The sequence below is a fragment of the Pontibacter oryzae genome (genome assembly GCF_003576375.1).
Classification (GTDB): Bacteria; Bacteroidota; Bacteroidia; order Cytophagales; family Hymenobacteraceae; genus Pontibacter; species Pontibacter oryzae.
Genome location: NZ_QWGE01000003.1, coordinates 380249 through 401694 on the forward strand (window position 1 = coordinate 380249; position 21446 = coordinate 401694).

General features: G+C 48.6%; 12 protein-coding genes. 1 reads left to right on the plus strand and 11 read right to left on the minus strand.

Going from position 1 to position 21446, the window contains the following annotated elements; translation table 11 throughout:
• Positions 1–74: 74 nt before the first annotated feature.
• The 4 genes from D1627_RS10460 to dgt form a co-directional block, all read right to left on the minus strand.
• Positions 75–1409, minus strand: a complete 1335-nt coding sequence (locus tag D1627_RS10460; protein ID WP_119432190.1) for a M16 family metallopeptidase — start codon at positions 1407–1409, stop codon at positions 75–77.
• A gap of 279 nt (positions 1410–1688) precedes the next feature.
• Complete coding sequence (locus tag D1627_RS10465) at positions 1689–2837, minus strand: hypothetical protein (RefSeq protein WP_147383276.1); 1149 nt, start codon at positions 2835–2837, stop codon at positions 1689–1691.
• Positions 2838–2916: 79 nt separating this feature from the next.
• A complete protein-coding gene (locus D1627_RS10470; protein WP_147383278.1) occupies positions 2917–4131 on the minus strand; it encodes a hypothetical protein in 1215 nt (404 codons plus the stop codon).
• Between the two features lie 4 nt (positions 4132–4135).
• The gene (dgt, locus tag D1627_RS10475; RefSeq protein WP_199688418.1) at positions 4136–5533 is read right to left on the minus strand and encodes a dGTP triphosphohydrolase; all 1398 of its coding nucleotides are present in this window, start codon (positions 5531–5533) and stop codon (positions 4136–4138) included.
• A gap of 994 nt (positions 5534–6527) precedes the next feature.
• On the opposite strand from dgt, the gene D1627_RS10480 reads away from it, so the two are divergent.
• The gene (locus tag D1627_RS10480; RefSeq protein ID WP_119432193.1) at positions 6528–6992 is read left to right on the plus strand and encodes an Hsp20/alpha crystallin family protein; all 465 of its coding nucleotides are present in this window, start codon (positions 6528–6530) and stop codon (positions 6990–6992) included.
• Between the two features lie 71 nt (positions 6993–7063).
• Here the strand turns inward: D1627_RS10480 and D1627_RS10485 are convergent, their stop codons facing one another.
• The 7 genes from D1627_RS10485 to D1627_RS10515 all read right to left on the minus strand — a co-directional run bounded on the left by D1627_RS10485 (position 7064) and on the right by D1627_RS10515 (position 21444).
• On the minus strand, positions 7064–9235 hold the full coding sequence (locus D1627_RS10485; protein ID WP_119432194.1) for an IPT/TIG domain-containing protein: 2172 nt from the start codon (positions 9233–9235) through the stop codon (positions 7064–7066).
• A 211-nt stretch (positions 9236–9446) separates the two neighbouring features.
• Complete coding sequence (locus D1627_RS10490) at positions 9447–11444, minus strand: M56 family metallopeptidase (protein WP_119432195.1); 1998 nt, start codon at positions 11442–11444, stop codon at positions 9447–9449.
• Positions 11441–11830 carry a BlaI/MecI/CopY family transcriptional regulator gene (locus D1627_RS10495; protein WP_119432196.1) on the minus strand — a complete coding sequence of 130 codons (390 nt, stop codon included), beginning with the start codon at positions 11828–11830 and terminating at the stop codon, positions 11441–11443. Before D1627_RS10495 ends, D1627_RS10490 begins: the two co-directional genes overlap by 4 nt.
• 242 nt (positions 11831–12072) lie before the next feature.
• A complete protein-coding gene (locus tag D1627_RS10500; protein ID WP_119432197.1) occupies positions 12073–14049 on the minus strand; it encodes an OmpA family protein in 1977 nt (658 codons plus the stop codon).
• A gap of 18 nt (positions 14050–14067) precedes the next feature.
• Positions 14068–15042, minus strand: coding sequence for a PorP/SprF family type IX secretion system membrane protein (locus D1627_RS10505; protein ID WP_119432198.1), 975 nt, complete (start codon positions 15040–15042; stop codon positions 14068–14070).
• Positions 15043–15046: 4 nt separating this feature from the next.
• On the minus strand, positions 15047–19963 hold the full coding sequence (locus D1627_RS10510; protein WP_119432199.1) for an ice-binding family protein: 4917 nt from the start codon (positions 19961–19963) through the stop codon (positions 15047–15049).
• Positions 19964–20475: 512 nt separating this feature from the next.
• Positions 20476–21444 (minus strand): PorP/SprF family type IX secretion system membrane protein, encoded by a 969-nt coding sequence (locus tag D1627_RS10515; RefSeq protein ID WP_119432200.1) that lies wholly within the window; start codon positions 21442–21444, stop codon positions 20476–20478.
• Between the last annotated feature and the right edge of the window lie 2 nt (positions 21445–21446).

The window sequence follows — 21446 nt, forward strand, 5'->3', positions numbered from 1 at the left end:
CAGGTAATGTAATTAGCCTAAAACATCATAAGTCTAACATCTAATATCTTATGTCTAAGATCTAAACTAAACGTCTATTTCGGTTGGGCTGACTTTGGCAGGTAGTGCAGCACCACGCGGTTGTTCTTGGTGAGGTACTCTTTGGCCACACGCTGGATGTCTTCTTTTTTCACATTCAGGTAACGTTGCAACTCCGTGTTGATCAGGTTGGCATCGCCAAAGTATACGGCATAGTTTGCGAGGCTTTCGGCGCGGCCGGCCACCGTGCTGTTCTGCTGCACAAAGCTGCTTTCTACCTGGTTGCGCAGCTTCTGGAACTCGCGGTCTGTCAGGGGCTCTGTTTTTACGCGCTCAATCTCTGCGTTCATGGCTTGCTCCAGGTCGTCTACTTCTACGCCCATGTTGGCGATGGCAAACGTCAGGAAAAGGCCCGGGTCTTCGGTAGGGAAGGGGATAGAGGCGGCTGCCACGGCTTTCTGCTGCTTATCTACCAGTGCTTTTGGCAAGCGGGCACTCTCGCCGCCAGAAAGTAGCGTTGTTAGTAGAGAAAGGGCATAGTAATCATCCGTGCCCTGTGCCGGAATATGGTATGCCTGAATAACCGCTGGCAGCTGAATGTTATCATATACTGTTTTGCGACGCTCTTGTGTCTGCTTTGGCTCTACCACATCTGGGCGCGGAATAGCTTTTGTTCCTTTCGGGATGCCCGCGAAATACTTCTCAATGGTTTTCTTGGTTTCCTCGATATCAATGTCGCCGGCTACGGAAAGCGTGGCATTGTTCGGCACGTAAAACGTTTTGTAAAAGTCGCGGAACTCCTCGATGCTAGCGGCGTTCAAATCTTCGAACGACCCGATAGGCATTGTTTTATACGGGTGTTTCTCGTAGGCCAAGGCAAACACATTCTCGCCCATAGAGCCGTAAGGCTGGTTGTCGATGCGCTCGCGCTTCTCTTCCTGCACTACTTTGCGCTGGGTTTCCACGCCCACCTCATCTATTTTGGCATGCTTCATGCGCTCTGCCTCCATCCAAAGGCCCAAAGCCACTTGGTTAGATGGCAACAGCTCATAATAATAGGTACGGTCGAAAGAAGTGTTGGCATTGAGGGCACCGCCTGCCTTTTGCACCAGCGAGCTATACTCCCCGCGGTTGATATTCTCGGTGCCCTCAAACATCAGGTGCTCAAAAAAGTGAGCGAAGCCTGAGCGCCCTTGTACTTCGTTTTTAGAACCTACATGGTACAGTACCGAAACCGCTACGTTGGGCGTAGACTTGTCTTGGTGCAGGATCACGTGCAGGCCGTTCGGGAGCGTGTACTCCGTAAACTCGATCTTGTTTCCCTTGCTTTGTGCCATCGCCGAAAGACTGGCGGCACACCACAAGAGGCAAATTAATAACTTGCGATTCATGCTTTTTAAGTTGTTTAAATAAGAATGTAAATGGCTATTAGCCGGTTTGCAGATGATATGCTACAAAGTATAAATTTAGTTCTAATCTAAAGGATATGCCAATTTCAGCGGCGTGCATACTTTATGTTTCGGCCAAACCAGCCTTGCGCCGGACAAACCTATTGATTTTGTAGACGAACAGAAGAGTGGAAAATATGTGTGTGGCAACGCTGAGTAGTATAAATGTAATATTGCTAGAGAGTAATTACGCATTTAATTAAGCTGCCATACAAAGTGTGATTAAAACAGCTGCTGCACCTGACCAACGACAAAATTTTTAGGTACCGTTAAGAGCAAGGAAATCAGAAACAAAGCTAAAATAGCATACTTTGCTTGCACTACATCTTTATGGTTGTCCGGCAGTGTAACTACAGTATAGATTATACCTATAAAAACCGGAAAACTCAACGGAGAGAGCAGTCTGTAATCTAAATCGTCGAAGTGCGAGACGGAGCGCAGCACCAGCACAGCAAGAAAGTATAAAACACCAATACCAACGCAGATAAGCGAGAAGCTTCTTTTCCTAAGTTCTTGCCAAAATGCGTAATGCCTTTTGAGTTTCATGGTTATAAAAGCTAGTAGCAGCAGCTGTAATACCGTAGTAAGGTAAAACAGGTAATCCGGCTGATTCTGTAATCTGAACTCACGGATGATAAGGAACTCGTTTATCAGGCCTTTAAGCAGCATCACTACAAAGTTGCCAGGGCTTTCTGTTTTGCCATCCAGCCTGTCGAAGCCAGTGGTAAAGCCGCTTTGCAAATAGTTGTTATACAGATATGCGCCAGCAAACAAGGCAGGCACAATAGCCGCCAGAAAGAGTTTTATACCTAGTTTGTATTTGTGTTTGAATGCAAAGTACAGCCCCAGCAGTGCCGGCACGCCAAACGAAAAAGCTCCTATGTAGCGGATTAGAAACAGGCATATGCATGTAAGGCAGATCAGCAGTATGCTTCGGTTCACTTTTACATTTAGCCACACTTGATTAGTAAGGCAGGCAAGTATAAGTATCCCCAGCAGAAATGGTGCTTCTGACCAGGTAAAGCTGTACACTTCCATGTAAGTATAGGCCCCATACACTGAGGCAAGTATAAATGCATAAGACCTATTTAAGTGCCGTAGCATCAAAAAGCCACAACCCAAGAAAATAAGGTTCAGCACTTTTGACGACCAATAGACATCCAACATGCTTATTTCCGAGAATAGGTAAATGAGCACAGGATAGCCAACGGGCCAAGTTGAAAAGTAGTTTCTTCCCGTTCCGTTTGCGTTCATCGTATAAAGCCCGTGCCCCTCTTTTAAATTTTGGGCCAAACCAAGGTAAGCTTCTGAGTCAGGGCTTAAGTAGCCAGAGCCGTGCACATTTACTCTGAATATGATAATTGCTGCCATAGTAATATACAACAGGAGCAAAAGAATATCAGGCTTAAAGTTCTTCTTGATTTCTAAGTATGGCATAAGCGGCATGATCTTACAGAAGCTGTGAGAGCAGGAATTTCTTTGGCAAATTAAGTAGCAGCGAAAGTATAAAAAAGCCAGCAATAACATACTTGGCACGAACCGCACCTTTTATATTGTCCGGCAAAGCAACAATGTAGTTGACTATTGCAAAAAGCATCAATATAGTAAAAGGAGAAAGTAGCCTGTAGTTAGGTGGGTCAAACTGTGATATACTTCTCAAAAATACGAGAACTACCAAGTATGATAAAGCGACTACTACAGCCATATGCGAAAGTATATTTTCCTTTACGGCTACGGCTACAGCTTCACGTTGCTGCCGCAAAATTGATCCGACATAACCGATTACTATAACTTGAAGCAAGGCAGTTGCAATAGTAAGTCCTCCGGGAATGCCCCGTAAATAGTAATTCCGTATGATGAACAGTTCAATTATTAACCCTTTTATAGCCATCCACAGAACTTTTAGCGGGCTTCCCATATCTGCCGTTAGCCTCTGCGCATCAGTATTATATCCAGCTGCATAATGATTATGCATGACATAGCCACATACAAAAATCACATTCAGCACAAAGACAATAAACAAATGCCGGCTTAGGCGCCTTCGTTGCTCAAGCCAAGTTATGATAGCAAGAAGCAAAGTTACACCACCTGCAAAGAAACCGATGTAGCGGACTAAAAACATAAAAGCCGCTACAGCCAATAAAGCATAGATCTGGGAAGGTTTACCGCTGACATATACTTTGTAAGTTAAGAAGGCAAAAAACAGGCATCCATACATAAAAACGCACTCCGACCATGTGTAAGAGTACATCTCTATAACTGTAAATGCGCCGTAGATAGAAGCAAGCACAAAAGAGTATCTTCGGTTTATATGGCGCAACAGCAGAAAGCCCAGTCCTGCAAAAATCAGGTTTAGAACTTTGGAAGCCCAAAACAAATTAAGGCCGCTTATCCACGTTATAGTGGCAATTAGAGTTGGATAGCCTATTGGCCATGCGGTAAACAGAATGCGAGCATTTTTTTGCCCTGTATGCAGCCCGTATAAATCTCGAATAATAAACTTCTCTCCATTATTTAAGCTTCGGGCAGCTTCCATGTAGTATTCAGAATCGGGGGAGGTATAGCCTGTTCCTTCGATGCTTACACGTAAGACCACAGCCGCACAATAGGCAATAAACAGCACCAGCAGATATAAATCCGCTCTCATCAGTTTATCTTTCAGCATCGCCTTAATACATTCTTGGCAGTTCAATGCCTTTAATTTTGCGGTAAAGACCCAGTGCGGCCTGGTCGGTGAGGCTGGTTACGAAGTCGGTGATGTGGATGATGCGCTCGTAGTTGGTGGCAGTTTGGGGGAGCTGCAGGTAGTGTGGCGGGATGAGCGCCGCAAGCTTCCGGTGGTGCTTTGACTCTGGTTTAAACACGGCTTTGATGCCCGCATCCAACAAACCACCCAGCACTTCAAAACCTGCGGCTTCGATCTCGAGCACCGGCCTGTTCTGGTAAATTAGCTTGATAGAGAGCTCTTTGATTTGGTCAAGTATAGGTTTGCAGGCCAATTCGTTAATCAGTGGCTTATCATAGGTTCCGGTCAGGATTTCATCTTCGTGCTGTAGAAAGAGCGCGGAGGTTTCTTCGATCAGTTTGCCGATGATGCGTGCCCGTAAGTACCCAATTTCCTCGCGCCAATCATAAAACGTGAGGCTTGATTTGCGCCCTGGATTATCGTTCAGGATTTGGCGCAGCAGGCTTATACCTTGCTCCTGTGGCACAAGGCCCAGTTTCAACCCATCTTCAAAATCGATGATGCGATAACAGATATCGTCGGCGGCCTCTACTAGAAAAGCCAGCGGGTGGCGGTGGTAAAACACCTCTCTGCCAGCTCCTTTTTGCAGCAAGCCAAGCTCGTTGGCAATAGTGTTAAACCAAGTTTTCTCGGTCTGGAAAAACCCATACTTCTTCTCGCTGGTGTTTTTGGTATTTTGCACCACCGGCAGCGACTCTTTGGGATATTTGGTAAAGGTGGCCAGCGTAGTAAATGTAAGGCTAAGGCCGCTGTGACTCACACCGTCAGGCAGTTTGCAGTGGGCAGGATAGGTATACGTTAGCACCCTGAAGCCGGCAGCATTGCCTTCGTAGCGTTGCAGGTCGGCTTTTTCGGCTTCTGTTAGGTTTTGCAAGTATAACTGCGCCTCCTCGCTCAGAAAGTAGGATGAAATGGCATCCTCGCCGGAGTGCCCGAAAGGCGGGTTGCCAATGTCATGCGCCAGGCAGGCAGCCGCCACCACGTCCCCAAAATCCGCTTCCTGTATGTTTTTCTCCTCAGCAAGTTCAGGGTGCCGCTCCAGAATGTTTTTGCCCACAATGCGCCCCAACGACCTACCCACCACCGATGCTTCTAAACTGTGCGTTAGGCGGGTATGCACAAAGTCGCTCTCGGGCATAGGCATAACCTGCGTCTTATTTTGTAACCGCCTAAAAGCCGACGAAAATACGATACGATCATAATCGCGCTGAAACTCGCCCCGCACCGATTCATCAGAAGTATACTTTTGGTCAGAAGATTCGAAGCGTTTCTTAGAGATAAGTTTGCCCCAAGTGGTTGTGGCTAGTATTGATTGGCTCATAGGGGTAGACGGTTGCTATTTTGTACAGGTCATAAATTTACCAAAAAGAAATTGCCAAGCGCACTAATCAATACTGATCGATCATCTTAAGTTTAAAATTCAGACAGGCCTACTATAATTGGCATAGAAGCGGGCCAAGACTTAGCCAAGAGAAATGGCATCCTTTAAAAAGCTTATCTGTTTTGGCACCTTCTATAGCTTATCTCCTGCCTATAAAAAGCTGCAATTATTTTTTGCCCTTATATCAAAGCCTCGCAAAATAATTTCCGGAGAAGGCTAAGTCCAAGGCTTTCAAACATATGCATACTTATATTTATGATATTAATAGCAAACTATAACATAGCGTGCACCATACTTTATTAATGTTATTCTTTGAGGTCAATGTTACAAATTTTCGCTTTATTAGCTAGACTAAATAGTGTTTTAAATGCATTAAAAGCATATATTATGCTATCACCACATGCTAAATGCTCAATATCCATGTTACAAAACGCCATTAAAATACCTTGTGTTACAGAGTTGATATGCCGAATTTTGAATCATCGCGCAAGTCCTTTTCAAGCTAGAAAACACTTTTTGCTCTATGAACCCTATGTGTGGCGTGTGTGTCAGTTCAAAGTTTTCCATGTATCCTGAAGCAGCACACCAAGCCTATTTGTCCTAGAAAGCAGTTGATTATTAATTCCCCAAATTATATTCCTCATTTGCTTTTTGTGTTTGTAGTTTGTTCAGCTAACCGCCGGCTTACCCTATTCCGGCGGTGGCTGAAACTACACTTCCAACTTACATTCTTCCCCACAAATCAACTTTCCCTGATGTTACAATTCAGCGGATTCTAGTATAGCTCTACTTTTCTTTTACGTAAACCCCCTTCTATCCTGTGTTAAGACTATCCTATGATGCAAACAATGCCAGAAGCTGAATCGTAAATTTAATTACACGAAAAGCACAACTTAATTTTAGGGTAGTTCATTAAAATATAGGAGGATAGATTATGGCAAATGTAGCACGGAGGAATGCGGGCGGATCTACTCCAGCACGTTCTGCATTCTCAGATTTCTTTAGCGATGTAGATCGCTTCTTCGAAAACGATCTTTGGCGGACACCAGCACAATGGGGCCGCCAGTTAATGTCGGATATGCCAGCCACAAACATCCGCGAGGATGATAAGGGCTATAGCATTGAGTTGGCTGCGCCAGGCAAGCAAAAAGATGACTTTAACATTGATGTGAACGAAGGCATGTTAACTATCAGTTCGCAGAAGGAGGAGAATAAAACCGAAGAGAACGACAACTATACCCGCCGGGAATACAATTACAGCTCCTTCAGCAGGTCTTTCCGGTTACCCAAAGGTGTGAAAGAAGATGATATAAAGGCAAACTACAAAGATGGCATCTTACACATTCATGTGCCTAAGGGTGAAGAAGAAAAGCCAAACCGGCGCATAAGTATTGAGTAAGTAAATCATAGCTGCATATAAAATGGAAGAGCCGGGCTGCTGTAAAGTAGTCTGGCTCTCCCATTTTATACTTACAGCTTAAGAATTCGCTGCTGCCCGCCTCGGGTGCCCTCCTGCCACTTCAGGATATACATTCCGGAGGCTATACCCGATAAATCAAGCTCAATGGCCACATTGGTATCGGTGAGCTGCAAATCGAAGTCGCGGACTAGTTGCCCCTGCATGCTGTAAATCTCTACCTCCATGGTTGTGGTGCGGTTTACGATATAGAGCAGTTGCAGTCTGCCTTCTTCTGAGGATGTAAAAGGGTTAGGGTACAAGCGGAGGTCGCGGAGGCTGGCTGGGTTAATAACGCGCACACGTGGTGAGAAACTGAAAGATGCATCGTTATAAACAACTTTTAACCTATAAAAGCTCACGTCTGGCAACGGGCTGTTGTCTTCAAAAACATAGCTTAAATCTTGTGTGGCGCTCGGGCCTTTGGCATCTACCATTCCGATATCCTCCCAGGTTGAGCCCGTGGTACCGCTGGCACTTCGCTGTACTATAAAATTATCCACGGTCAGCTCGTTTCTGGTCGTCCAGCTAATTGTTACAGTGTTTTCAGAAGTAAAATCAGCTTCGAGGGTATAAATCTCCGGGGCTAAGTTACATTCGCCCTCCAGGCTTGGCACCATTGGCGATGGTGTTTCCCTGCAGTCATAATCTCCAAGCGTGCCATCGTTTTCTGTGCTGGTAGCCATAACCAAATCTGCTCCCTTAATATCGATCGGGCTAAGGTCGCGCACCAATTGCCTTTGCTCAATGGCGTAGAACATGACAGCCCGCGATAGGTTCACGTGCCCTAGTTGATGCGCATGGCCCAATTCGTGCAGAACTACAGTCTCAAAGTCAAACTCCCCATCTCCGGGGCCAGCCGGCCCATACTGCCACCTGATGTTACTGTTGATCTCCATATCAAATTCGGTTACCCAGAATAGCGTATCAACCCCATTGGCACAGCCGGCGTAGCGGCTTACTGTGCGCGCTAACACGCCTGCCCCTACAGTGGAGGTAGGCGCAAAACGGATTATCACCATGTCATCGTCTGCGGCAGCGTCTTTTGTAGTTGGTGCCCCGATTTCCCAATTCACTTCTGAGGCGCATACCCACGAGTTCATGGCACGCCGGAAGCCTTCCTTGGCAGCCTGCTGGTTTTCCATGCTTGGCGCAAAGCGGATAGCGTACCCGCCATTGCCACTCTGGTCTATCAGTATTGGCTTAAAGGAAGTATCGTTTAAATCGATGTTAGAGTAAGCAAACTCCAAGGTCAGCGAAGTAGCGGAGACGAACGTGCTACCATCGCTGGCGGTAACCCGGATAGGCCCGGACCCGGCCGTGCCGCCATCCTGCGTTATTGATGGAATATACATTCTTATCTGTCTATCCGTCCAGGAGATGTATTCTTTGCGGAGCGGCTTTACGTAGGTTTGGCCACCGTCGTCGGCGTTGCGGAACTCCACGCTGCCATTGCCACGGCTATTACCGAAGCCTGAGCCATTTATAGTAAGTATGGTTCCGGTGCCTGCACTGGCCACTGTCGGCGAAAAGGAAGTTATCACGGGCACGAGTTGCGCGCCCTGCTCCTGCTGCTTACGTTCCTGCACTGGCGGTGCCTGCAGTATTTCGTTTTCGGAAATGGTTCGGAACGGCTTGTTAGTTTCTGCGCTAACAGCCTTATACAGTTGCTCTACATTGCTATAAGCATCGAAAACCCCGCGGGCAGCACGTGTTTTGAGATTGTATTGTACAAAGCCTTGTTGGCTGCCGTAGGCATTAGTGCTATAAAGCCCTTCGGCTGGTGTGCGTTGCACTGCCTGCTGGCGTTTCAAGAAGAACATGCCTTGCTGGCCTGCCCGTAAGTTCAAGGCCGTCGAGAATACGTGTTTCTGCATCCCCACTGTTCCGCCTTCAGTAATTACCTCTACCTGTTCGGCTTGCATATCACCCTTAAACAGCTTGTATACTTTGATGATACTAGAAGTATAAATATTCTCGTGCTGGGCATCCCAAAAGGATTTCTGCGATAAAACTTCGCCTTCCAGCACTATATCTGCCTGGTGTACACGCTCCTTTATAGTAAGCGGCACCATGTGCTGGGAGTCGGAGGCTAGGGTTTGGCGAGTAAAGATGAGCAGGGTGAGGCATAGCAATGTAAGTGCAATGCGTGTGCTTGCTACCGTGAAAGCGGACGTATCAGCCATATAAAAAGAAAGGGGTCATGTGGGCGATCAAACATATATCTGCACCAACCTAAAGGCGGTGATTTATACTTACGCAATTTTCTATATTCAGGGATGTGTTGGCAGAACAGAAACTGTAATTCAAAGGCTTATATTTAAAAAAATGCCCGCTACAGGATACAACCCATACCGGACATTTTTTATACTTTATAGTAAGTAAGAAGTTATTGGCTTATTGTTTCTTCGCATCTGCGTCAAACCACTTTTTATACTTGTTGTATACTTCTTCTGGCTGCTTTTGGCCGTTAATGAAGAACTCTCCGTTATTGATCTGAATATTCAGGTTGCTATCAGTGCTCTCGATAAACCCATCCTTCACCATTTCCTGTTTCATCTCTGTAAGGCGCTTGGCATGCTCTTCTCGCTTAACAGCCATTTCCTTGCGGCGGGCATCCATTTCAGCGCGGCGGCTTTCCATTTCCTTTCTTCTTAGCTCGGCATGAGCCTGTGCTTCGGCAGCACGCTCTTTTTGTCTCCACATAATTTCTTTCTGTCTTATGCTGTCCGACACTATACGTCTGATCTCCACCTTCTGTTTATACCTGTCTTGCTCATGCTGCTTTATCTCCTGTATATGCTGCTGCAGCTCTTTTTCGTGTTCCTGCAGTTCCTGCTTATACTTCTTCATTTCGAGTTTATAGGCTTCCTGCTCCTTTTTGCCGGCTCCGGCGGGTGGCACAGGCGGTGCTGGAGGCACAGGCGGAGCTGCAAGCACATGCGGTACAGGTGCCATGGGTGGGAGCGAAGGCAGGGGAGGCAGTGCACCTTCACCTGAATGCTCTATAATAATTCGCTCCTCGTGCACATCTCGTTTAGCTTCTGCTAAGGCCCTTTGCTCGTTCCGGATGATTACCTCAACTTCCTCACGGCTGGCCTTAGGCGCGTTTTCTGTTACTTGCAGGCGTTGGTCTATTAAGTTTTTGTAATCATCGATGTTCCGTTTTGGAATGCGCTTGCCATCTACGTATAGTTCTTTTACCTTACCTTTTTTATTGGTGATGATAACCACGTTGCGGTTGTTACCGGCCGTATCCTGTGCCACGAAAGCAACCGCCTCTCCAGGTTCATCTATGGCTTCAGTTACTAAAAAGCTCTCGCTTTCAGTATTTTCGGCAATTCCTTTATCCAACGGCTGGCGCTCGGCCATGGCACCGAAAGAAAGCACCAATAGCCCCGCTACCAACACCAGTCCGGCGGCAAAGCCTTCGGTAAATGTAGGCTTCAGCGGTTGGCCCACCAATCGTTTTACACGGTTCATCAGGGTGCCCCGCTGTCCTGATAAAGCGAGCGCCATGCCTTGTGCGTTCGGCATGCGCAGGGTTTCCAGTTCTGTCAGGGCGCGGGCATACGTAAGGGTGTCTCCGCAGAGTGCCACGGCAATATCATCGCAGCAGTTTTCGCGCTCGGCGCGCACCACCCCAGATACCCACCACATAGCCGGATGGAAAAAGAACAGCATATCCACTACAGATTGCAGCAGGTTCAGCAGGTAGTCTTTGCGCAGGATATGTGCCAGCTCGTGGGCAAGTATGGCCTCCAGCTGCGGCTGCGTAAGGCCGGTTACGGCACCTATCGGCAGCAGAATAACAGGTTTTGCCACCCCAATGGCCATCGGCACCTGCACCAGTGCCGACTCTACCAGTTGCACCGCTTGCGTCACGCCCAGTCTTTTCTTAAGCTCATCCATTTTCAGTTGCCATTGCCCACCCAGTGCTGTGGTTTTATAGTAGCGCAGCCTTTGGGTATAAGCCAAGCCGCCTATAAACCTCACAGCCATTAGCACCATACCCAGTAGCCACAGTGTAACCAATAGCGGTAAGTGGCGCTCAAAGTATACTTGTGACACACTCACCGGGTCAGCCCAAAACGAGATTTCTACACCACTGCCCGCAGGTAAAGCCACCTGCTGCTCTGCTGAAGTTTGTAGGGTTGCCATTGCCTGTGTTGGCTGACAGTAGTAATAGGCAAACGTGCCCACAGATAGCACCAGTTGTGCCAGCATTGCCAGACTTGCCACTGCGTAACGCACTCTGGCCGACTCGCGGTGCAATGCTATCAGCAAAAGACTCAGGAGTAGTGCCACAAATGCGCCCTGCCACAAGGCGTGCAGCAACGCCCAGCCTAGAGAGTTTACAAGCCCTTCCGGGATCAGGTTTAGGATTTGATTCATTGGTTACCTCCTTCCAGTTTATCTAACAGGTTTCTGATTTCGCCTAGTTCTTCTTTGGATGTGCGGCTGTTGCCGAGCGCCTGCATAACCAGCTTGCTGGCCGAACCCCGAAACGCCGTATCCAGAAAGCGGTTTAGCAGCAGTTTCTGTGTATGCTCTTCCTGCAGCAACGGCTTGAATATATGCGACCTGCTTGATTTGTCCGCTTCCAGCATACCTTTTTCAGCCATAATCTGCATGATTTTTAGCGTGGTGGTATAGCCAGCGTCTTTTACTTTGCTCAACTCTTCGTGCACGAAGCGCACAGTGCTTGGGCCATGCTGCCAGAGTACCTGGAGTATTTCCAACTCCGATTCTGTTGGTTTAGGAATTTGTGATAACGTCATAGGGTATAAGCAGTTAGATGATATTACTTTGTCTACTGCAAGTATATACGATATGTTTCGTAATATGAAATTTATTTACGATAATCTTCGTAGTTTATAGTATAAACGAGGTTAGGAGGATTACAATTGTTCTTTTACTCCATTAAAACTTTCAACTGGTTCTGCGAAAGTATGAGCCGCCTGAAAAAGAAAATGCCGCAGGAGGTATACCTGCGGCATTTTCTTTTTCAGGATAAAACATTCTACTTCTTCAGGATCTTAAACTCTGTTCGGCGGTTAAGCTGGTGGTCGGCCTCGGAGCATGGCACATTGTCGCGGCAGCGGTTCAGTAGCTTTGATTCGCCATAGCCCTTTGCCACTAACCTGCTGCGGCTTATACCCCTTGATACGAGGTAATCTACGGCGGCTTGCGCGCGGCGCTGCGACAAGGCTAAGTTATAGGCATCACTTTGGCGGCTATCTGTGTGCGAACTCAACTCAATGCGAATATTCGGGTTGTCCTTCAACGTTTGCACCAGTTTATCCAGCTCTTTGGCGGCGTCCGGCCTAATGTCCGACTTATCAAAGTCATACAAGATGTTCTCAACCACGATTGGTTTCTCGGGGGTATCGCGGTTAAAGCGCATCTCCACTTTTACGGAATCGGTGTTAAAGCGGCAGTCCGGTGACACAGTCAGCGATTGAGTCAGGTAACCCACTTTACTGCCTTTAATCCTGTAAGTGTTACCAGCTTTTACCGGAAACACAAAGTTGCCGTTTGCATCGGAGTATACTTCCAGAGGCGTGTCGCTTCCTTCTTCAAATAATTGCAACTGCACTTGCGCCACTGCTTTTTCCTGTCTGTTTAGGGTACCTATGCGCTCAATGGTTTTACCGATCAGCGTGCACGGCACTTTGTACTCTGTAAAGGCCAGAATATCATCAAACCCATTCTCTGATAAACGGCTTGATGATAATAGCCCTTTCTGGCCCGAGGCATCCATTTGTATCCCAAAGTCATCCTGTGAGGTATTGAGCGGATACTTTAGGTTTTCAACGCTTGTCCAGGCTTTATGCTTCCCTATGGCTTTAAAAATATCCAGCCCTCCCATGCCAATGTGGCCATCAGAGGAGAAGTATAGATAACCGTCTTCGCCGAGACTCACAAAACTCTCACGACCGACTGTGTTAATTACCGATCCGGCATTCACGGGTTTGCCCCAACTGCCATCGGCCTGCCGCTCACTATAATACACATCGGTCTCGCCATAACCACCTGGCATGTCAGACACAAAGTATAATACCTGCCCGTCCTCGGTTATGGCTGGATGGCCGATAGAATACTCGTCAGTATTGTTGTAAGGGAATGCCTCTTCCTTTTCCCATTTGCCTTTGTTACCCTTTCGCTTGGCCATGTAAATGCCATGTCGGTTGGTGTGCGTGCCGTTATCGCTGCCCTTAAACCAGCTGGTCGGGTCAGGGTTGGTGCCTGCAGTTTTTTTCTTCACCACCTGCGTGCGGGTAAAGTACAGCGTCTGTTCCTTTTCGAGGTAATCAGCCGGGCCATTGTGGTAAGAAGTATTGATCTCTGCAGGCAATGGTTCCGGGTTTCCCCAGGTGCTATCGGTTTGAGCAGGTGCAAAGTACATTTGTATAAAGCCATTGCCTGTCCAGTTATTACGCTCGGTTTGCTGCCTATTGCCTGCTTCTCGCCTGTCCGAAGAAAAGAACAAGCCTTCCTTTGTTCGTATTGGCCCAAAGTCGGCACCTGAAGAGTTCATAGCTTGCAGTTGCTCCAGCTTATACGGTTTAGGGAATTCCAACCACTGCATGGCAGTATCGCAGGAGGCGGCCATGCGCGTGGCAAGGCTGTTTTGCGCTGGCACCCTGCGGCCATACTCCAGAAACAATTGTTTAGCTTTGCCATAGTTACCGTTGCGCTTGGCTGATTCTGCATACAAGAAGATGTATGATGGGTCAGCTCCCGGGAATGTAATGGCCTGTGCGTACCAGAACTCGGCCTCTTTGCTGTTGTTCAGGATGCGGTAGCTATCCGCGATGCGCTGCACCACGGTAAGGTTAGGCTCCCCGTTTTCCAGGATTTTCTTGTAGGCATCCAGCGCCAGGCTAAACTCGAAGTTGTTGAAGTACTTATCTGCCTGTTTCATGTCCTGGGCCATCGCCGCAAACGGCAGGCACAGCACCGCTACCAGCAGCAGGAGGGTAAACGTACGCTTCATATAATGGTAATCTAAGGGCTATAAGTTGCGAGGCGTAAGGATGCGGCCATACTTCTTTTTCAGGAAATAGTAACCTACCGATACCTCGTGGCTTGAGTAGTTTCTGAGCTCGTTCAAGCTAATATCGTAAGAATATCCAATACGTAGCTTTTGTGTGGCATAAATCTGCGTGATCAGGGCCAAGGCGTTGCGCTTACTCAGTTGCTTCATTTGCTGGTCCGCAAACATCGGCACGGCCGTGCGGTACGAAGCCCCGAACCAGATGCGGTTATGGAGCAGCACAAACGTATTGAGGTCTACAGCTGTCGGGCTCCTAAAATCTTCTTTAATAAGTATACTTGGCTTAAGGCGCACGTTCCGGTTAATATCGAAAACATAGCCCGTGGAGAGAAAATAGTGCCTGCGCGGTGTGGCAATATCAGTGTTGCTATCCTTGAACGGGATTAGGCTTGCCACTGAAAGACCGGCATAGTAGCGCTCCGTATTATAAAAGGCGCCGATTTTAAGGTCGGGCAGCACCTGCGATATACGACCTTGCGGAATTGCCTGGTCAGGTATCTCGCTCATATTTCCGGGGTCCAGCTTGGTGCCATCCAATGTGTACTGCGATACCCCAACGGCTACACCCAATGCTAGGTCAGAGTAGCGGTCCAGGCGGATGCGTGTAGAGAGTGCCCCGTAAGCTCCTGTCTGGCTTTGCGCTCCAATTTCATCGTTGATCAGGTGCAGGCCCCAGCCCAGATTCTTATTGCTTGTCGGCCCATCCACACTTACAGTTTGGGATGTAGGTGCTCCTTCCAGCCCCGTCCATTGCGTGCGGAAAGTGGCATTGGCGTGCAGGATTTGCTTGCTGCCGGCGTAAGCAGGGTTAATAACCAGCTCATTAAAAATGTATTGGCTATACTGCGGCGCCTGCTGGGCCAGCGCGGCTGGAGCCAGCGCAATACCGAGCAGTATAAGTAGTCTCTGAAATGCCTTCACATACTTTGCCATCGCCTTACCTTACTATCATCACGTATCCTTTGTACATCTTATCCTGCCCGTCACACATCTTCACGCGCACCACATAGAAGTAAGTGCCCTCGCTCAGGTTATCGCCACCCCAATTATCCTTGTAAGATTTACTGTTGTATACCTGGTTGCCCCAGCGGTTAATCACGGTCACCTCATTATCCGGATAGTTCCTGAGGTTCTGTATAACCCAAGTATCGTTGTTGCCGTCTCCGTTAGGGGAGAACACGTTCGGGAAGTTTAACTCGCCTAAAGCCAGGGCCGGGTCTGCCGCAATGTAAAGCGGCTCATCGGTGCAGCCGCCGTTGCTTACCACCAGACTGATATCTCCGCGGCTCATACCTGGTGTTACTGTGATTTTCGGTGTATTTTGCCCGGATGTAATCACCCATCCGGCTGGTACCTGCCACGTGTAGGTTGTAGCGCCCGGCACCGGCTCTACTTCGTAGCTGAGCCCCTCGCACGGGTTGCTGCTGTCTAGAATGGCTGTAGCTCCTTCGGCAGGCATAGCCGCCACGTTAAGCGATACAGGGCTGGTGCTGCCGCAGCCGTTGCTGCCAGCTACCGTTATGGTGCCTGCCCCTTCACCTGCTCTTACCGTGATTGTACCTGTACCCTGGCCCGAAACAATTTGCCAGCCAGCCGGCACTGCCCAAGTATAAACCGTGTTGGCGCTGACATGCTCTAAAGTATACTTCAGCTCTTGGTTAACACATAGGCCGCTTTCACCAAGTATGGCTCCCGGGGCCAGTGGTGCAACCGTTGACGGGACAACCTCCATTTCGGCCTTGCCGCTATCGCCGCAGCTGTTTTTGGCTGTAACTTTAATCTTTCCGCCAGTTGCAGTGGCAATCACAACTAAGGTAGCTGTGTTTTGCCCGGACACGATAACCCAGCCGGCAGGCACTTCCCAGAAGTATGAATCGATATTGGTATTTGAAGTAACGCTATAGGTGCTGCTGCTGCCAATGCACGGGTTAGCCGGGCCAGCGGCCAGTTGCGGCACTACAGGGCTGGTTTGCGGTACCACATCAACGGTTGTGCTGCTGCCGGTACCGCAGGCATTCACTGCCGCTACTTTTATCTTGCCAGCCGCTGCACCTGCTGTAACTGTAATAGCATTGGTTCCCTGGCCCGCAGTGATTGTCCATCCGGTTGGTACCTCCCAAGTATAAGATTGGGCACCGCTTACTGGGGCAACACTATATTTCAGCCCGGCGGTTTGCTGACAAAAGCTACCAGCTGGCGTTATGATAGAGCCAATGCTTGGCGGCACATCCTGCGCAGCTACTACTGCCAGCGCAGATGCACTACTATTGCCACAGCTGTTATTTGCAGACACACTAACGTTGCCAGCCCCAGTACCTACCTGCACAGTAATGCTTGTAGTGCCCTGGCCGGATACAATTACCCACCCCGACGGCACAGACCAAGTATACCCCGTTGCTGTTTTTACCGGATCGATGCTATAGGTAACCGTTGCGTTTGAGCACCCTTGCTGGTTGCCAGTAATGGTGCCTGGTTTAAGTGGTGATGCAGTGTTAAGTATAATCTCGCGGGAGATAGAAGCGCCGTCGCCGCAGTCGTTTCCTGAGGTTACCCTGATGGTGCCCGGTGTGGTACCCACTTGTACTTTTACACTTGTACTACCTTGCCCTGAGGTTATCGTCCAGTCTGCTGGCACTTGCCAGGTATATGAACTCGCCCCTGCCACAGCTTCTACCGAGAATATTGCTTCGCCCTTTGCACAGGCATCAGGGTTACCAAGTATAGCTTTAGGAGCCGCAGGCGCTGTATTTGTTGGCGAAACCTGTAGTGTGCGCTCTGGGCCAGCACCACAGCTGTTATCAGCTGTAACACGTACGGTGCCAGCGGTTGCTCCGGTCTCCACTACAATAGAGGTACCTTTGTCATCGATAATCTTCCAGCCGGCTGGTACTGACCATATATATTTGTAAGCATCTTTTACTGCATCAATACTAAACGTGTAGGTTTTACCAACACACGGAATTGTGGTGCCGGTAATTGGCCCCGGTTGCTGTGGCACAGCGGCCGTCACTACCGTTGCTAGCTGTGTTTCTCCGGTTACACCGCATGCATTTACAGCTTTTACAGTAATAGTAGTACCTGTAGCCCCAGCGTTTACAACAATGCTTGTGCTGCCCTGCCCCGACACGATAGACCAGCCATTGCCGCCCACCGACCAGATGTAGGACGAAGCGTAAGGCACAGGATCAATAGAGTAAGTTATGCTTGGCTGATTAGTACACACCGATGGTAAACCAGTAATGGCACCCGGCTTATCTGGTGGTGACGGCACTACTGTAACGGCTATACTTGCTTTGGCACTTTCGCCACAATCGTTAACGGCTGCTACTGACACACTTCCTGCTGTAGCTCCTGCTTTAATGGTAATGCTGTTTGTACCCTGCCCAGATAGGATAACCCAGTCGGCTGGCACAGTCCAGTTATAGCTGCTCACACCTGCTATTGGTGTTACGCTATATGTAAAGCCAGACACACCCTCGCATACTTCTGCGGGGCCGCTTATTACTGCTGGTGCGGCGGGAGGGGAGGTTTGCGGGTTTACGTCCAGATCGCGGGTAGCGCCAGCTCCGCAGCCGTTGTTTGCGGTTACGGTCACTTTTCCAGCCTGGCTTCCTACCTGCACCTCAATAGATGTTGTGCCTTGCCCTGATACGATAGACCAGCCTGATGGTACAGACCAGCTATAAGATACTGCACCTGCCACATCGCTGATGGTGTACGTAGTGGTTTTGCCTACGCAACCATACACAGTACCTGTAATAGGGCCTGGCATTGTAGGTGCTTCTGTCGTTACTTCAACAGCAAGCGCACTGCTCTCACTTGGCCCGCAAGCATTAACCGCAACAACTGTAATTTTGCCCGCCTGGTTACCAGCGTTAACTATGATGGATGTTGTGCCTTGGCCCGATACAATAGACCAGCCCGAAGGCACAGACCAGGTATAACTGGTTGCGGTTGGCATAGCGCTGATTGAATACTCTAACCCATTTTGGTTAAGGCACGTTACAGCAGGACCAGTAATTTGGCCTGGTGCCGGCGTTGGCGCCGTAACAGGCTCTATCGCCTTGCTGATACCAGCTGTTTGCCCGCAGGCATTTTGCACTGAAACAGATATTTCACTCGCCACAGTACCTACCCTTACTGTAACTGCACGCGTTCCTTGGCCACTCAGAATCTGCCAATCACCGGTTATGGCCCAGTTATAGTATGAAACGCCTGGTACTGGCTCTACCTCATAGTTTACCGTGGACCCTACGCATCCTTGGATCGCCCCTAATATTTCTGCAGGAGGGGTAGGAGGGTTGTCCTGGATAATCACATCTATGGTACGCGGCTCGCTATCTCCGCAGGTGTTTTTCGCAATTACAGAGATCGTACCGCCGGTGGTGCCCGGGTTTACTACAATCTCGTTGGTGCCTTCTCCTGATACAAAAGACCAGCCAGCAGGCAGGCTCCAGGTATATGAAGAAGCATACTCTGTAGGTGGCACGAGATAGGTTATACCTTTGGCCCCCACACAAAGCTCGGCTGGCCCTTGTATAGGGCTTGGCTGTGCTGGTTTTTCTGGCATCGGCGTTACCTCAAGGGTGCGGGCCGGGCCTTCGCCGCACGTGTTGCTGGCTGTAACCTTAATAGCTCCTGCGTTGGAGCCTGGCGTTACCCGGATTGAGGTTTGCCCAAGCTGCGTGAAACTCCAGCCCGACGGCACGCTCCAGCTATAACGAGTGGCACCTTCTACTGGGGCAATACTATACACGAAGTTTTCGTTTCTGCAGACTTCCACAGGTCCGGCAATTTCACCGGTCTCCGACAGGAGCACGCAGAAGTTAAGGTCACCTGTGTTGTTATCTCTTATTTCATCAATACCAAAGCCATACACCAGGGCCCTCAGATATCCTGCGCCGGCCTGGTTTACTTTTGCCACAATATTTAACGTTGCTTCTTCTTTATAATTGAGCGTGCCGATTACCCAGTTTGTGCCATTGAATGTGCTTCCGGGCCTGGAAGAAGTATAGCTTTGCATCTCGCCGGTATACTGCACTCCCGACACAACCACACCATCCTCAATTGTAGGTCCGTTATTGCGAACTTTTATAGTGTAAGTTACCGTTTCGCCGAAGGCATAGGTGTTAGCGCCCTTAGAACCTGGCGTTTTAGACAGGGTAAGCATCAGGTCGGCTGGGTGGTTCAGAGTATTGTTAGAAAGCTGAATTTCACCGCTACGGCTAATAAGCCGCCCCTGCAGCTGCGCACCATCCTGCATAACAATGTTCCCTCTGGAGAAGATATTGCCTAGCGCGGCCGCGCTTTTATGCACTTGCACCTCGCCTTCTACCACCCAAAACAGGTTAATACCGGCTGCGTTGTTCAGAAGCTCGTACTCGCCTTTCACTAGGTTGAAATTGCCCTGAATCTTAATGATAAAGACAGGCTTATCTTGCCCCTGGCCATTTAGCGTTAGTTTTCCGTTTAGGTTTGCGTTTCCGTTGATGGTGTAAACGCCAGGCGTAATGGTGGTGCCAGAAATATTACCAGAGCCTATAGTGCCTGTATTGGCCTGGTTGGCCATAAAATCGAACGCGGTTGCGGCGTCTGCCACAGCCTGGTTGGCCAACTGGTTTCCTTGGTGTATTTCCCGTTTGCATTGGCCTGGCGGAAAGCCTACCACTGTACCGTTAGATACACCCATGCTTGCATGCACTACCGTATTCCCAGAGCTAAGAATCTTGTTCGGCGAAACGGCGCTGAACTCATATAGGGCACCAAGAGATGGAGCCTGCTGCGCATAGCCTGCGAAAGCCAATACCCAAAAGCATACTACAGGAAGTATAACTTTTTCAAACCACCTTCTCATTCAACGTTATTGTAAAATTTCGCTATAACCAATTTTCCTTTGAGTGGAACCTTCAGGACTGAGTGCAAAAGCTACATTGTACTAACTCAATTACTTCCGCCCTAAACTATATACTAAACCAGACTTTTCCGGTGCAATATTAAACTATAAAAATTACACATAAAAACAAGCAATCTCCAAATGGCAGGGTTGCCCTGTTCTACACATCTAAATTTTCACAATTTTAGATGCAATGCAAATTATACTTAAAAGTTTAAATTTTTCCTTTTCGAAACCACATACAAATATACGATTAACGCTATATATTTACCTGATATTGTTTAATATAAATCCGCTAATTTTTATATGTTGTGCCACAGTATTTTTGAACTTCTGCCATCAAACACCAAATTGTTTAAAAAAGTAACATAGCCTGTATATTTTTTTCAGGCGTCTGAGCTAAATGCCTTAAAAGCAAACAGCCCAAGCATTTGTGCTTGGGCTGTTTGCTATACCTTAACTCTATCCGGTGTTTACCAGACCCATTGCGGGCAAATAATTCGTCTGTTGTTCAGAAGCTTGAAGCCAATTACTACTTCATGGGTTCCGGCACTCACATTATTTAGGTCTGAGGTTGTAAAGTCGTAGGAATAGGAAAGGTCCAGTAGTGGGCTGATGTATAGCCCAACCATGGCTACGGCGGCATCGTTGTGGCGATAGGCTCCACCTAGCCAAACCCGCTCATCGTAAACAACCCGCACACTGGCATCGATCGAGGCGGGGCTAGGGTCGGCTAGCTTCAGCATTACCGATGGGATTACATCAATGTTTTCGGTAGGTTCCAAACGGTAGCTACCCGAAATAAAGTAGTGCCGCTGCAGCTCCAGGGTTGCCTCGTTGCTAACCACTGGCCCGTTGCCGAAGCTAGCCGCATTTTTCAGAAGTTGGGCACCAGCTACACCCACCGAGAAGTTGCGCGAGTAAATCCACATTCCCAGGTTCAGGTCTAGCGCAGTGTTATTTATACTTCCACCTCCGGCCAATGGGTCATTCTCGTTGGTAAAAGTCAGGTCACTGGTATTGATGGAGTTTCGGATAAGCCCCGTGGACACGCCTGCCGACACGTTTATACTTGTTGTAATAGGCAAATGATACGCGTATGATATGCTAAGACCTGTTCGGCGCAAGGGCCCGGTTTTGTCCGTATGAAAGATAGTCCCGACGCCATGGTGAGCCAGCGCCCGGTGATACTTGTTACCGGAGGCTCCTTTATTGAGCGGCGTGTGCGCCGATACGTAATATGTACTTGGCGCACCATCTAGCCCCACCCACTGCCTCCGGTGGCTAACGCGTATATCCGCATAGTCCTCGATGCCGGATATGGCAGGGTTAAGTAGGTAATTGTTTAACATGTACTGGCTGTATTGCGGCCGCTGCTGCCCAAAGGCCTGCAGTGCCAACGCAAAAACCAGCAATGGTATAAGTATAAGCGGCTTGTTCATGT

What these genes read in the sequence shown, in the direction of transcription:
- D1627_RS10460 (WP_119432190.1), bottom strand. Translation starts at nt 1,409, where the DNA reads ATGAATCGCAAGTTATTAATTTGCCTCTTGTGGTGTGCCGCCAGTCTT.
- D1627_RS10465 (WP_147383276.1), bottom strand. Translation starts at nt 2,837, where the DNA reads ATGGCAGCAATTATCATATTCAGAGTAAATGTGCACGGCTCTGGCTAC.
- D1627_RS10470 (WP_147383278.1), bottom strand. Translation starts at nt 4,131, where the DNA reads ATGCTGAAAGATAAACTGATGAGAGCGGATTTATATCTGCTGGTGCTG.
- dgt (WP_199688418.1), bottom strand. Translation starts at nt 5,533, where the DNA reads ATGAGCCAATCAATACTAGCCACAACCACTTGGGGCAAACTTATCTCT.
- D1627_RS10480 (WP_119432193.1), top strand. Translation starts at nt 6,528, where the DNA reads ATGGCAAATGTAGCACGGAGGAATGCGGGCGGATCTACTCCAGCACGT.
- D1627_RS10485 (WP_119432194.1), bottom strand. Translation starts at nt 9,235, where the DNA reads ATGGCTGATACGTCCGCTTTCACGGTAGCAAGCACACGCATTGCACTT.
- D1627_RS10490 (WP_119432195.1), bottom strand. Translation starts at nt 11,444, where the DNA reads ATGAATCAAATCCTAAACCTGATCCCGGAAGGGCTTGTAAACTCTCTA.
- D1627_RS10495 (WP_119432196.1), bottom strand. Translation starts at nt 11,830, where the DNA reads ATGACGTTATCACAAATTCCTAAACCAACAGAATCGGAGTTGGAAATA.
- D1627_RS10500 (WP_119432197.1), bottom strand. Translation starts at nt 14,049, where the DNA reads ATGAAGCGTACGTTTACCCTCCTGCTGCTGGTAGCGGTGCTGTGCCTG.
- D1627_RS10505 (WP_119432198.1), bottom strand. Translation starts at nt 15,042, where the DNA reads ATGGCAAAGTATGTGAAGGCATTTCAGAGACTACTTATACTGCTCGGT.
- D1627_RS10510 (WP_119432199.1), bottom strand. Translation starts at nt 19,963, where the DNA reads ATGAGAAGGTGGTTTGAAAAAGTTATACTTCCTGTAGTATGCTTTTGG.
- D1627_RS10515 (WP_119432200.1), bottom strand. Translation starts at nt 21,444, where the DNA reads ATGAACAAGCCGCTTATACTTATACCATTGCTGGTTTTTGCGTTGGCA.